We start from the raw sequence: 12,954 nt of genomic DNA on the forward strand, positions 1-12,954 counted from the left end.
CCGCCCGCCCCGGCTTCAGCGGCGGGGCGGGCCACGCGGCTCGCCCCGCCGTGCCACCGCCGGGCCCGCCGGGTCGCCGACCACCGCGGTGTCGCCGTCGAGGTCGGTCCGGGTGACCAGGGCACCGAGCGCCGTCAGACTGTCCATTGTGGACTTGTTCGGGTGGCCGTAGGTGTTGCCCGCGCCCACGCTGACCAACGCCACCCGCGGCGCCACCGCCGCGAGGAACGCCGGCAGCGAATAACGCGAGCCGTGGTGGGGCACCTTCAACACCTCCGCCTTCAGGTTTCCGAGGTCCGCCAAGAGATCCGCTTGCGCCGCCAGCTCGACATCACCGGTCAGGAGCACCCGGCCGGCCGAGGTCTGCGCTCGCAGGACGACCGAACTGTTGTTGATCGTCGTGCCGTCCTGCTGGCCCGCCGAGCGCTCCGGCACGTAACGCGGGCCGAGGACGTCGAGCGACAGCCCGGGCCACGCCTGCCGCTCCCCCGGGTTCAGCTCCACCAGCGGCACTCGCTGCCGGCGCGCCTCCGCGGCGACCTGCCGCCACGCCCACTCCGGCGCCCGCCCCGGGCCGACGGCGATCGCGCCGACCGCCCGGCCGTCGAAGACCGACGCCAGCCCGCCGATGTGGTCGGCGTGCAGGTGGCTCAGCACCAGCAGCGGGATCCGGTCGACCGCCAGCCGGTGCAGGCACTCGTCCACCGGCCCCGGCTCGGGTCCGGTGTCCACGACGACCGCGCGCCCCGGCTCGGCGGTCGCCAGCACCACCGCGTCGCCCTGCCCGACGTCGCACTCGACCATCGCCCAGTTCCGCGGTGGCCACGCCGGCGCGAGCACCCGGACCGGCACGAACACCAGCAGCGCGCCGACGACCAGCACCGCCATGGCCAGCCGCACGCGCCGGTGCCGCGCGGCCAGCACCAGCACGCCCAGCACGGCCGCCGCGAGCAGCCCGCCCGACCAGCCGCCGGGCCAGGCGACGACCGCGCCGGGAGCCCGCGCGCCGTGGCGCGCCACGGTGATCAGCCACCGGGCCTCCGGGTCGGCCAGGTGCACCAGGACCTTCCCGGCGCCCGGCCACCAGGGACCGAGCACCGTCGCCAGCACACCGAGCACCGTCGCCGGGGCCACGACGGGCGCGGCGAGGACGTTGGTCAGCACCGAAACCAGGCTCACCGTGCCCGCCATGCCCGCGAGGACCGGCGCCGTCACGAGGAAGGCGGCCAGCGGGATCGCCAGTCCTTCGGCGAACCCCGGCGGAACGCCGCGACGCGCCAGCGCCGCGGCCCAGCGAGGCGCGATGAGGACGAGCCCGGCCGTGGCGAACACCGACAGCGCGAACCCGAAGTCCGTCGCCATCGCCGCATCCGCCACCACCAGCACGCATACCGCGAACGCCAGCGCGGGCAACGCCGATCCTCGCCTGCCCAGCGCCAGGGCCAGCAACGCGACCGCCGCCATCACCCCCGCCCGCAGCACGCTCGGCTCCGGCCCGACCAGGACGAGGAAGCCCGCCAGGCACGCGCCGGCCGCCACCGCCGAGAACCGCGGTCCGAGCCGCAGCAAGCGCAGCAGGAGCAGGACCGCGCCACACGCCACGGCGAGGTTGCCCCCGCTGACCGCGGTCAAATGAGCGAGCCCGGCGGTGACGAACTCCTGCTCGACCCGCGGCGACAACCCGCTCGTGTCGCCCAGGACCAGCCCCGGCAGCAGACCGGCCGGTTCGTCCGGCAGGACCTGGCACAGGTTGTGGAGTCCGGCGCGCAGCCCGGCCGCGGTCCGCTGCCACCACGGCGCCGGCCCGAGGTCGCCCGGCGGGCCGCGCACGGACAGCACCGCGACGGTCAGGTCCGAGCCGCGCGGCGGCATCAGCAGGCCACTCGCCGTCACGTCCTGGCCCGGTAGCAGTGACGCCCACTGCGCGACCGGGGCCAGCAGCAGGACCCGTCCGGACGAGCTGACCGGCCGGCCGTCGACCGACGCCGCGCGGACGTCGGCGGTCAGCACCACCGACCGGGCACCGGCCTGCTGGTCGGCGTAACCCGCGCCGCGCACGGGCTTCGGGCGCTCGGTGACGACGACCCGCACCGACGCCGGGAGTCCGTCGGCCGAAGCCGCGCGGAGGTCGTCGCGCTGCGCGTCCCGGATCCGCCAGGCGACGGGCCCCGCGGCGACGAGCCCCAGCACCAGCAGGGCCGCGGCCGCGCCGAGCGCCCGGGGACGCCCCCGCGCCCGCCAGAGCACCAGCCCGGCGAGCACCGCCGAGGCGAGGCCGGCGGCGACGGCCGTCCACCAGCCCAGCAGCAGGCCGCCGAGGGCGGCGAGCCAGCACGCCAGCGCCGCCGGGACGAGCCGCATGTCCTGCCGGGTGTCGGTCGTGGGAAGGAGGCTCATCCGACCATCACCTGCTCGCGCAGTTTTCGGAATTTGCTTTCCCCGATGCCCGAGACGTCGCGCAGTTGCTCGACCTTCGTGAAACCGCCGTGCTCGGTGCGCCACTGGACGATCCGCTGGGCCGTCACCTCGCCGACGCCGGGCAGCGTGTCCAGCTGGTCCGCGCTCGCCGCGTTGAGGTCGACCTTGGCGCCCGCCGGAGCACCGGCGGCGCCGGCGGCCACGGCGGCCGGCGCCGGGATCCCGACCGCGAGCTGTTCCCCGTCGGTCACCCGGCGGGCGAGGTTGAGCGCACTCAGGTCCGCGCCGGGCTCGGCGCCGCCCGCGGCACGCAGCACGTCCGCGACACGGGCGCCCTGGACCACGGTGACGAGACCGGGCGACCGGACGCGGCCGATCACGCTGATGACCAGGCCGGCCTGCGCTGCGGCCCGGGCCGGTGCTTCGCTCGCCGGTTTCGCGCTGGGCAGCGCGGGCGGTGGCTCGGGCACCGGCGGACCGCCGAAGAGCGCGACCGAACCGAGGACGATCACCACGACCGACAGCAGGACACCGGCGAATGCCCACCGGCGGCGGCCGGCACCGGCCGGTCCGCCCGGCAGCCAGCGCCGGACCAGCCGGCCGCCGGGCCCGACCGTGCTCGCGTCGGGCGAGAGCTGGTCGGCCAGCCAGGCGAGCCGGTCGTTGACGGGTGGGCCCGGATCCCGGGCGGGCTGCTCGAACACACGATCGACGTTAGGGCTCGCGGGGCGGCGTCCGACAGGGGTGCCGCCGCGTCCTGTGGACAACCGGGGTGCTGTGGACGGATCCACCCCGCCCGGGCCGGGAACGGCCGTTTCCGTCGTACCCGGGTGGCATGCTGAAGGGTTCGGCGCACCGGCGGTCAGCGCGGCGGCCGCCGACGTCGGCCGGGTGCCGGAGCGAGCAGAAAGGACCCTTCCTCGCATCAGATGCGGCGAAGGGCCCCTTCAGCTCGTCATATGCACCGAAGGTGCCCTTCAGCCGCGGGAGGGGACCGTCCGCTGGACGACCACCCCGAGCACGCCGGGCCCGGTGTGGGCCCCGATCACCGCCCCCAGCTCGGAGACCACGCAGCCCGCCGACCGCGGCACGGCCTCTTCCAGCCGGTTCGCCAGCTCGACCGCCCGCTCCGGCGAGGCGAGGTGGTGGACGGCCAGTTCGACGTCGTCGTCCCGCGCGGCCTGGGCCGCGAGCTCGACCAGCCGCGCGAGCGCCCGGTTCATGGTGCGGACCTTCTCCAGCGGCAGGATCCGGCCCTCGCACATGTGCAGCACCGGCTTCACCGCCAGGGCCGTGCCGAGCAGCGCGGCCGCCGGGCCGATCCGGCCGCCGCGGCGCAGGTGGTCGAGGGTTTCCACGACGAACAACGTCGACGAGCACCCGGCCGCGGTCACGGCCGCGGCCTCGACTTCCGCCGCCGAAGACCCTGCTGCGGCGGCCGAAGCGGCGTGCAGCGCGGCGAACCCGAGCCCCATCGCGGTGGTGCGCGAGTCGACCACGCGGACCCGGTCCGGCCCGACCTCCTGCGCCGCCAGCACCGCCGCTTCCCAGGTGCCCGACAGCTCGCGCGAGAGGTGCACCGAAACGATCGCGTCGGCACCGCCGGCCAGCGCCGCGCGGTACTCCTTCACGAACTCCGTGGGCGTCGGCCGGGACGTCGTGACGATCTTGCGCTGGCTCATCGCTTCGGCGACCGCCGCCGGGCCGGTCTCGACGCCGTCGAGGGAGACCACGCCGTCGACCAGGACGTGCAGCGGGACCACCCGGACCGCGTGCCGTTCGGCGAAGCCCTCCGGCAGGTGGGCGGTGGAATCCGTGACTACGGCGACCGACACGCCGTCAGCCTACGTGGCCGGGGGCCGGCACCGGCGCCATCAACACGGACATCGCGTCGCCCACCGCGGCGTGCCCTTTCCAGCCCCAGTGCATGCCGTCGGGGTTGCCTTCGCCGCTTAGGACGTGCTCTCCGACAACGGCTTCGAGGTCCAGCAACGGAACTCCGGCTCGCGCGCCCCAGGCCGCCATCGCGGCCGCCGCGGCCGGCCGCGCGGTGTGCACGCCACCGTAGGCCGCCGCCCGGTGCACCGAGGGCAGCATGCCGAAGATCGGCAGTTCGGGGCGCAGGACGCGCAACGCACCCACCGCCGTGTCGAGGTACTGCACGGTCAGCTTGGCCGGCAGCACCGCGGGACGGCCGCGGAACGCGACCGAGAGCCGGGGCTGCGCGGCCAGGTAGGCCTTGCGCACCACGCGCCGCACAGGGTCGGGACGCAGGTACTTGAGCCCCGTGCGCAGGTAGGTCGGCAACGGCGAAGGCAGCGTGTCCATGCTGCCGACCGCCAGCACGACCGCGTCGACGTGGTGCAGGTCGGCCCAGACGCGCGGGTCGCCGGTCAGCGACCACCAGGCGTCCCGGGCGGTCCAGCCGATCCCGGCGACCAGGTCGGCGGTGCCGCCCAACGCGGCGGCGGCCACGTTGGGCCACAGGCGCGGCTCGTCCGCGGCGCAGGGTCCTTCGGGACCGTGAAAGCTCAGCGAGTCGCCGAACACGAGCAGGCGAGGCCCCATCGGCTAGCCGTGCATCCCCGCGTTGTAGGCGTGCAGCCGCCACTTGCCGTCGCGCGCGCCCAGCTCAACCCAGTGGCAGTTCGAGATCCCGCCCAGCGAGGGCCAGGCCTCCACCGGCAGGGTGAGCAGCCGCGCGGTGAGCGCGGTGATCAGCCCGCCGTGCGCGGCCAGCAGCACGGTGTCGCCCACCGAGGAGTTGGCCTGCTGCAGGTCGGTGACGACCTCACCCGCGCGGTCGGCGACGTCGAGGCGGTTCTCCCCGCCGGGCGGCGCCCAGGTCGCGTCCTTGCGCCAGCGGTCGCGCTCTCCGGGGTAGGCCTCGTCGACCTCCGCGCCGGTGAGCCCCTGCCATTCGCCGAGGTGCGTCTCGCGCAGGCGCTTGTCGATGCGCAGCGGGACGCCGATCGCGTCGGTGAGCACGGTGGCCGTGTCGGTGGCGCGGCGCAGGTCGGACGCGATGACGAGGTCCGGGGAGAACCGGGCCAGCGCGGGGACCGCGAACCTGGCCTGGTTCCAGCCGACCGGCGTCAGCGCCGAGTCGAGGTGACCCTGCATCCGCCCGGCGGCGTTGTAGTCCGTCTCGCCGTGGCGCCAGAGCACGAGCCGCCGGGGGCTCACGGGACGTCCGGGTCCTCGTCGGCGGGCGGCTCTTCGAGGCCGGCCACCTCGATGCGCGGGCAGTCCTTCCACAGCCGCTCGAGGCCGTAGAACGTGCGCTCCTCGACGTGCTGGACGTGCACGACGACGTCGACGTAGTCGAGCAGGACCCAGCGGCCCTCGCGGGCGCCTTCGCGGCGGACCGGCTTGTGCCCGCTCTCCCGCAGCTTCTCCTCGACGTTGTCGACGATCGCGCCGACCAGGCGCTCGTTGGACGCGGAGGCGATGACGAAGGCGTCGGTGATGACGAGCTGCTCGGACACGTCCAGCACGACTACGTCGCTGGCCTTCTTGTCCGCCGCCGCGTGTGCGGCCGCTACGGCCAGCTCTCGTGCCTCGGACGTGGCTGCCACGGTGCTCCTTCACAGATCGGGTTCGCCCGAGAAGAGTACCCGCCGGGACCAGCGGCGCTTCAGTCGCTCTTCCGGTAGAGATCCTTCTTGGCGATGTAGCGCACGACGCCGTCGGGAACGAGGTACCAGACCGGCTCCCCGCGTTCGACGCGGTCGCGGCAGCCGGTCGACGAGATCGCCATCGCGGTGACCTCGACGAGGCTCACCTTGCCGCTGGGCAGGTGGTGCGAATTGAGCCGGTAGCCGGGGCGGGTGACGCCGATGAAGTGCGCGAAGTCGAACAGCTCGTCGGCCTTGTGCCAGGTCAGGATCTGTTCGAGCGCGTCGGCGCCGGTGATGAAGAAGAGCTGGTCGTCGGGGTACTCGGCGTGGAGATCGCGCAGGGTGTCGACGGTGTAGGTCTGGCCGGCGCGGTCGATGTCGACGCGGCTGACCGAGAAGACGGGGTTGGACGCCGTCGCGATGACCGTCATCAGATAGCGGTCCTCGGCCCTGGTCACCTGGCGGCTCGTCTTCTGCCAGGGCTGCCCGGTGGGGACGAAGATCACCTCGTCGAGCCCGAACCGGGACTGGACCTCACTGGCCGCGACGAGGTGGCCGTGGTGCACGGGGTCGAACGTGCCGCCCATGACCCCGATCCGCCGTGGTGACATGAACCGGGAGCCTATACACCGCGCGCGCGGGACGTGGGGTGCTGTTCACCACCTCGCCCGGCCGGGCCGACAATGTGATTCAGGTCACATAACCACCTGTATTCGTCACGAACGGTCCGTTCGCGCCGCCGCCGATTCCCGGATCGTCGGTGTCATGGGGTAGACGTGGGGACGTGGACACGACCAGCACCACCCCAGCCCTCCGCGACCGCGCCGAGACCCTCCTCCGGGCCCTGGCCGGCGACTCGGCGAAGCTGCGCGAAGACCAGTGGACGGCCATCGAGGCCCTGGTGGCGCACCGGCGCCGCGCGCTGGTCGTGCAACGCACCGGCTGGGGCAAGTCGGCGGTGTACTTCCTCGCCACGGCGCTGCTGCGGGAACAGGGCAGCGGGCCGACGGTCATCGTCTCGCCCCTGCTCGCCCTGATGCGCAACCAGATCTCGGCGGCGGCCCGTGCCGGCATCCACGCGGCGACCATGAACTCCGCGAACCCGCAGGAGTGGGAGCAGGTCCAGGCCTCGGTCGCGGCCGGCGAGGTGGACGTCCTGCTGGTCAGCCCCGAACGGCTGAACAACCCGGACTTCCGCGACAACGTCCTGCCGAAGCTGACCGCGAGCACCGGGCTGCTGGTGGTCGACGAGGCGCACTGCATCTCCGACTGGGGCCACGACTTCCGGCCGGACTACCGGCGCCTGCGCACGCTGCTGGGCGACCTGCCCGACGGCGTCCCGGTGCTGGCGACCACGGCGACGGCGAACGACCGCGTCGTCACCGACGTCGCCGAGCAGCTGGGCCTCGGCACGGGCACCGACACGCTCGTGCTGCGCGGCAGCCTCGACCGGGAGAGCCTGCGGTTGTCGGTGTGCCGGCTGCCGACGTCCCAGGCGCGGCTGGCCTGGCTCGCCGAGCACCTGGCCGAGCTGCCCGGCTCGGGGATCATCTACACGCTGACGGTGGCGGCGGCGCACGACGTCGCGTCGCTGCTGAAGGACCGCGGGTACCCGGTGGCGGCCTACACCGGCAAGACCGACCCGGCCGACCGGCAGGCGGCCGAGGACGACCTGCTCGGCAACCGCGTCAAGGCACTGGTCGCGACATCCGCGCTGGGCATGGGGTTCGACAAGCCGGACCTCGGGTTCGTCGTGCACCTCGGGGCGCCGTCTTCCCCGATCGCGTACTACCAGCAGGTCGGCCGCGCCGGGCGTGGCGTCGAACGCGCCGAGGTCGTGCTGCTGCCCGGCGAGGAGGACAAGGCGATCTGGGCGTACTTCGGGTCGCTCGCCTTCCCCGACGAGCTGCGGGTCACCCAGGTGCTGAACACGCTTTCCTACGCCGACCGTCCCCTTTCGACGGCCGCGCTCGAGCCGTCGGTGGAGCTTTCCCGCTCACGGCTGGAAATGGTGCTCAAGGTCCTGGACGTCGACGGCGCGGTGCGGCGCGTCAAGGGCGGCTGGACCAGCACGGGCGAAAACTGGGAGTACGACAGCGGGCGTTACAAGCGCGTCGCGGAGGCACGCCACCGCGAGCAGGACGCGATGGTCGGCTACCTGGAGACCGGCGGCTGCCGGATGGAGTACCTGCGGCGCCAGCTCGACGACCCCGACGCGGCGCCGTGTGGGCGGTGCGACAACTGCACCGGGCAGCACTGGGACACGACCGTGGCCGACGACGTCGCCGAGGCGACCCGGGAACGCCTGCAGCGTCCGGGCGTCGAGGTCGCGCCGCGGAAGCAGTGGCCCACCGGGATGTCCTCTTTGGACGTTCCGGTGTCCGGCCGGATCAGCGCCGACGACCAGGCCGAGCCGGGTCAGGTGCTCGGGCGGCTCACCGACGTCGGGTGGGGCAACCGGCTGCGCGAGCTCGTCGGCACCGGCGCCCAGGACACCGACGTCCCCGACTCGGTGTTCAAGGCCTGCGTGCAGGTGCTCGCCGGGTGGCAGTGGGCGGAGCGGCCGGTCGCGGTGGTGGCGGTGCCGTCGGAAACCCGGCCGCGGCTCGTCTACAGCCTGGCGACCCGGCTGGCCGAGATCGGCAAGCTGGACTTCCTCGGGGCGCTCGACGCCGAAGGGCCGCCCCCGCGCCAGGCGAACAGCGCACAACGGCTGGCGGACCTGTGGCGGCGGCTGAGCATGCCGGCCGACCTCGCCGGGGTCCTGCCGGCCGGGCCGGTCCTGCTGGTGGACGACGTCATCGACACCGGCTGGACGATGACGCTGGCCGCGCGCCTGCTGCGGAGGGCCGGGGCACCGGCGGTCCTGCCGTTCGCGCTGGCCAGCACGGCCTGACCGGAAGGAGACCGCGTACTCAAGCGGACGGCACGTGTACCTGGAGGGTCGGCTCGCGTACCTGAACGGAAGGCTCGCGTACCTGGACGGTCGGCTTGGCGGGTCAACCGGGCAGTCGGGATCTTTCGCACCGCGAACGAATGTGGCAAAGTCCCGTTGCACCTTCCGGGGACGTGGAGGCTGCCATGACCGTGCAGGTTCAGCACCGGCTGCCGGTGCGCAAGCTGTTCGCGGCGAGCGCGGGCAATGCGCTGGAGTGGTTCGACTGGACGATCTACGCGACGTTCAGCATCTACTTCGCCGGCGCGTTCTTCCCGGCCGGGAACGACACGCTCGCGCTGATCAACACGTTCGCCACCTACGCGCTCGCGTTCTTCTTCCGCCCGCTGGGCGGGGTCCTGCTCGGGCGCTTCGCGGACACGCGCGGCCGCAAGCCCGCCATGATCCTCACCATCCTGCTGATGGCCGGCGGCTCGGTGGCGATCGGGCTGCTGCCGACGTTCGCGCAGGTCGGCTGGCTGGCGCCGATCCTGCTGCTGCTCGCCCGCATCGCACAGGGGCTGTCGCTCGGCGGTGAGGTGTCGAACGCGTCGGCGTACCTCGGCGAGATCGCGCCGCCGGAGCGTCGCGGGCGCTACTCGGCGTTCTTCTACATCTCGACCGGGACGGCCGTGCTGATCGCGACCGTCCTCGGCTTCGTGCTGGCCCGCGCGCTGGACAAGGCGCAGCTCGCGTCGTGGGGCTGGCGGCTGCCGTTCCTGCTGGGCGGCGTCTTCGGGCTGGTCGGGTTGTGGTTGCGCCGCAGCCTCGCCGAGACCGAGCTGTTCGAGCAGACGAAAGTCAAGGCGCGGAAGCTCGAGCGGCCGCTGCTGACGACGCTGACCCACCACCCGAAGGCCGTCGGCAGGCTCGTCGGCTTCACGATGCTCTCGACCCTCTGCTACTACACGTTCTTCAGCGCGCTCACGTCCTTCGCGGTGAAGAACCGGCACGCCGACGCGGACGCCGTGTTCCTCGCGCTTTCCGTCGGCACGGCCCTGTTCATCGCCCTGCAGTACCCGATGGGCGCGCTCGCGGACCGGGTCGGGCGGAAGCCACAGCTGCTCGTCTGGTCCGGGGCGACCGCGGTCGTCGTCGTGCCGCTGTCCACCTTGATCGGCCCGGACGTCGGCGGCCTGCTCGTGGTGTTCTGCGTCGGGCTCGGGCTGTACACCGCGATGACGTCGATCGCGCCGGCCATCATGAGCGAGCTGTTCCCCACCGAACTGCGCGGGCTGGGGATCGGTGCCTGGTACAACCTGACCGTCGCGATCTTCGGAGGCACCGCGCCGCTGCTCATCACCGTCTTCGGCGCGGTCTCGCCGACGCTCTACTTCTGGTACGTGGCGGCCGGCGCGGCGATCGCGTTCGCCGTCATCCTCACCTTGCCCGAGACGAAGGGCAGCGAGCTGCGGTAAACCCTTCGTCACCGGCCGGTCACGCTCGCTACGCTGCGTGTTCCGAGACCTAAGCCGAAGGAGGGACACCGTGCAGCCCGCCGACGTTACCGAGGAGCTGGCGCGCCGCGTGGTGGCCGCCGCCGGCCAGGCACTGGACGTCGAGCTGACGCCGGAGCAGGCGCTGATCCAGGCGTCGCCGCGCGAAGGCGTCGACTACCAGGCCAACCTCGCGATGAGCCTGGGCAAGCGGCTCGGCCGCCCGCCGCGCGAAGTCGCGACGCTGATCGCCGGCGCACTCGAGCCGGACGGGATCGCCGACCCACCCGAGGTCGCCGGGCCGGGATTCCTGAACTTCGTGCTGCGCAAGGAATGGCTGGAGACGCGCACCGCCGCGCTGCTCGGCGATCCGCGCCTGGGCGTGCCGGAAACCGCGTCGCCACGGCGGATCGCGCTGGACTACAGCAGCCCGAACGTCGCGAAGGAGATGCACGTCGGGCACCTGCGCACGACGGTGATCGGCGACGCGCTCGCGCGCCTGCTGCGGTTCGCCGGGCACGAAGTGCTGCCGCACAACCACCTCGGCGACTGGGGCACGCCGTTCGGCATGCTCATCGAGCACCTCCTCGACGTGCCGGCCGGGCACCGCGCCATCGCCGACCTCGACGCGTTCTACCGCGAAGCGCGGCAGAAGTTCGACAGCGACGAAGCTTTCGCGACCCGCGCACGCGACCGCGTCGTGCTGTTGCAGAGCGGCGACCAAGAAACCCTGGCCGTCTGGCGGGAGCTCGTCGCCGAATCGACGCGGCACTTCGACGAGGTCTACGCGCTGCTCGGCATCTCGTTGACCGACCAGGACATTTACGGCGAGAGCTTCTACAACCCGTACCTCGCGGCGGTGGTCGACGACCTCGAGAAGGCCGGGCTGACCGAAATCAGCGACGGCGCCGTCTGCGTGTTTCCGGAAGGATTCCGCAACCGCGAGGGTGACCGGTTGCCGCTGATCGTCCGCAAGCGCGACGGCGGCTACGGGTACGCCGCCACCGACCTGGCCACCGTCCGGTACTGGACGGCCGAACGCGGCGCGACCGACCTCCTCTACGTCGTCGGAACACCGCAGGCGCAGCACTTCGCGATGCTGTTCGCCGTCTGCCGCGCCGCCGGCTGGCTGACCGGACACGCCGAGCACATCGGCTTCGGCACCGTGCTGGGCGCGGACGGCAAGACCATGCGGACCCGCTCCGGCGACACGGTCAAGCTGGCCGACCTGCTCACCGAAGCCGTGACGCAGGCCGCCGCGGTCGTCGCCGAACGCAGTGAGCTCGACGCCGCGGGGCAGGCCGAGGTCGCCCGCGCGGTCGGCATCGGCGCGGTCAAGTACGCCGACCTGTCCGGCGACCGCGAGCGGGACTACGTCTTCGCCTGGGACCGGATGCTCGCCAAGGAGGGCAACACCTCGGTGTACCTCCAGTACGCGCACGCGCGGACGCGGTCGATCCTGCGGAAGGCGGGTGGACTGCCCGACGGCACCGCGGTGCGCTTGGAGTCGCCTGCCGAACGGGCTCTCGCGCTGAAGCTGCTCAGGTTCGGCGAAGCGCTGAAGACCGCGACAGACGGCTTCGCGCCGCACAAGCTCTGCACGTACCTGTACGAGACGGCGGTCGCGTTTTCCCGGTTCTTCGAGGAATGCCCGGTCCTGAAAGCGTCCTCGCCGTCGCTGCGCGCGTCCCGGCTGAGGTTGACTACGCTGACATCGCACACGCTTGCGCTCGGGCTTTCCCTGCTCGGCATCGAAGCGCCCGACCAGCTTTAGCGGGAGACCACCGTGGAACTGCCCGGCGACCTGCTCGCGCTGCTGCGCGAGCCCAGCCTCTGCTTCCTGTCCACCCTGATGCCCGACGGCTCGCCGCAGCTCACCCAGACCTGGGTCGACACCGACGGCACGCACATCCTCGTCAACACCGTGCTGGGTCACCAGAAGCAGCGCAACATCGAGCGTGACCCGCGGGTGGCGCTCAACGTCGCCGACCGCGAACGGCCGTCGCGCTACTACGCGATCCGCGGGCAGGTCATCGACACGACCGAAGACGGCGCGGTCGAGCACATCGAGAAGCTGGCGCAGCGCTACCTCGGCGGCCCATACCCGTGGTGGGGCGGCCGGGACCAGACCCGCCTGCTGCTCACCATCAAGCCGGACCGGATCAACCCGACGTGATCATCATCGCCGGCCGGCTCGCCGTCGCTCCCGAGGACCGTGCCGCCTACCTCGAGGGGTGCGCCGAAGCCGTCCGGCTCGCGCGGGAGGCACCCGGCTGCCTGGAGTACGCGCTGGGTGCCGACCTGCTCGATCCCGGCCGGGTGACCGTGTACGAACGCTGGGAGTCCGACGAGGACCTCGAGCGCTTCCGCGGGTCCGGGCCGTCGGACGGGCAGGTGGCGCAGATCCTCGACGCGTCGGTGGCGCGCTACCGGATTTCGGCGGTCGAGGCACCGTGATCGGAAGGGCATCTCGCGTGAGCGAAGAGGCATCACGTGTGATTGGCGGGGCATCACGGCGATGCCCGCTCAGTCACGGGTGATGCCT

Annotated in this window: 12 protein-coding genes; 5 read left to right on the plus strand and 7 right to left on the minus strand. The window is 72.9% G+C overall.

Going from position 1 to position 12,954, the window contains the following annotated elements:
- Positions 1-15: 15 nt before the first annotated feature.
- The 7 genes from ACZ4TR_RS17235 to nadD all read right to left on the minus strand — a co-directional run bounded on the left by ACZ4TR_RS17235 (position 16) and on the right by nadD (position 6,625).
- Positions 16-2,397 (minus strand): ComEC/Rec2 family competence protein, encoded by a 2,382-nt coding sequence (locus tag ACZ4TR_RS17235; RefSeq protein ID WP_465287928.1) that lies wholly within the window; start codon positions 2,395-2,397, stop codon positions 16-18.
- A complete protein-coding gene (locus ACZ4TR_RS17240; protein ID WP_465287929.1) occupies positions 2,394-3,122 on the minus strand; it encodes a ComEA family DNA-binding protein in 729 nt (242 codons plus the stop codon). The genes ACZ4TR_RS17235 and ACZ4TR_RS17240 overlap by 4 nt, the downstream gene beginning before the upstream one ends.
- A gap of 273 nt (positions 3,123-3,395) precedes the next feature.
- On the minus strand, positions 3,396-4,253 hold the full coding sequence (locus ACZ4TR_RS17245; RefSeq protein WP_364517300.1) for a DegV family protein: 858 nt from the start codon (positions 4,251-4,253) through the stop codon (positions 3,396-3,398).
- A 4-nt stretch (positions 4,254-4,257) separates the two neighbouring features.
- Positions 4,258-4,986, minus strand: coding sequence for a diglucosylglycerate octanoyltransferase (gene octT, locus ACZ4TR_RS17250; protein ID WP_465287930.1), 729 nt, complete (start codon positions 4,984-4,986; stop codon positions 4,258-4,260).
- Positions 4,987-4,989: 3 nt separating this feature from the next.
- The gene (locus ACZ4TR_RS17255; protein WP_465287931.1) at positions 4,990-5,604 is read right to left on the minus strand and encodes a histidine phosphatase family protein; all 615 of its coding nucleotides are present in this window, start codon (positions 5,602-5,604) and stop codon (positions 4,990-4,992) included.
- The gene (gene rsfS, locus ACZ4TR_RS17260) at positions 5,601-5,996 is read right to left on the minus strand and encodes a ribosome silencing factor (RefSeq protein ID WP_003067112.1); all 396 of its coding nucleotides are present in this window, start codon (positions 5,994-5,996) and stop codon (positions 5,601-5,603) included. Before rsfS ends, ACZ4TR_RS17255 begins: the two co-directional genes overlap by 4 nt.
- Positions 5,997-6,055: 59 nt before the next feature.
- Entirely contained in the window at positions 6,056-6,625 is a 570-nt protein-coding gene (nadD, locus tag ACZ4TR_RS17265) for a nicotinate-nucleotide adenylyltransferase (RefSeq protein WP_465288127.1), read from the minus strand.
- 197 nt (positions 6,626-6,822) lie between these two features.
- Between nadD and ACZ4TR_RS17270 the strand changes: the two genes are divergently transcribed.
- The 5 genes from ACZ4TR_RS17270 (at position 6,823) to ACZ4TR_RS17290 (ending at position 12,866) form a co-directional block, all read left to right on the plus strand.
- Positions 6,823-8,934 carry a RecQ family ATP-dependent DNA helicase gene (locus tag ACZ4TR_RS17270; protein WP_364517292.1) on the plus strand — a complete coding sequence of 704 codons (2,112 nt, stop codon included), beginning with the start codon at positions 6,823-6,825 and terminating at the stop codon, positions 8,932-8,934.
- A gap of 185 nt (positions 8,935-9,119) precedes the next feature.
- Complete coding sequence (locus ACZ4TR_RS17275; RefSeq protein WP_465287932.1) at positions 9,120-10,391, plus strand: MFS transporter; 1,272 nt, start codon at positions 9,120-9,122, stop codon at positions 10,389-10,391.
- A 70-nt stretch (positions 10,392-10,461) separates the two neighbouring features.
- Positions 10,462-12,183, plus strand: coding sequence for an arginine--tRNA ligase (argS, locus tag ACZ4TR_RS17280; RefSeq protein ID WP_465287933.1), 1,722 nt, complete (start codon positions 10,462-10,464; stop codon positions 12,181-12,183).
- 12 nt (positions 12,184-12,195) lie between these two features.
- A complete protein-coding gene (locus ACZ4TR_RS17285) occupies positions 12,196-12,585 on the plus strand; it encodes a PPOX class F420-dependent oxidoreductase (protein WP_364517286.1) in 390 nt (129 codons plus the stop codon).
- Positions 12,582-12,866, plus strand: a complete 285-nt coding sequence (locus tag ACZ4TR_RS17290; protein WP_465287934.1) for a putative quinol monooxygenase — start codon at positions 12,582-12,584, stop codon at positions 12,864-12,866. The genes ACZ4TR_RS17285 and ACZ4TR_RS17290 overlap by 4 nt, the downstream gene beginning before the upstream one ends.
- Positions 12,867-12,954: the final 88 nt, after the last annotated feature.

The sequence above is a fragment of the Amycolatopsis sp. NPDC028719 genome (genome assembly GCF_055565395.1).

Excerpts from the sequence above, each read along its gene's own strand:
- ACZ4TR_RS17235 (WP_465287928.1), bottom strand. The coding sequence starts at position 2,397 with ATGAGCCTCCTTCCCACGACCGACACCCGGCAGGACATGCGGCTCGTC.
- octT (WP_465287930.1), bottom strand. The coding sequence starts at position 4,986 with ATGGGGCCTCGCCTGCTCGTGTTCGGCGACTCGCTGAGCTTTCACGGT.
- nadD (WP_465288127.1), bottom strand. The coding sequence starts at position 6,625 with ATGGGCGGCACGTTCGACCCCGTGCACCACGGCCACCTCGTCGCGGCC.
- ACZ4TR_RS17275 (WP_465287932.1), top strand. The coding sequence starts at position 9,120 with ATGACCGTGCAGGTTCAGCACCGGCTGCCGGTGCGCAAGCTGTTCGCG.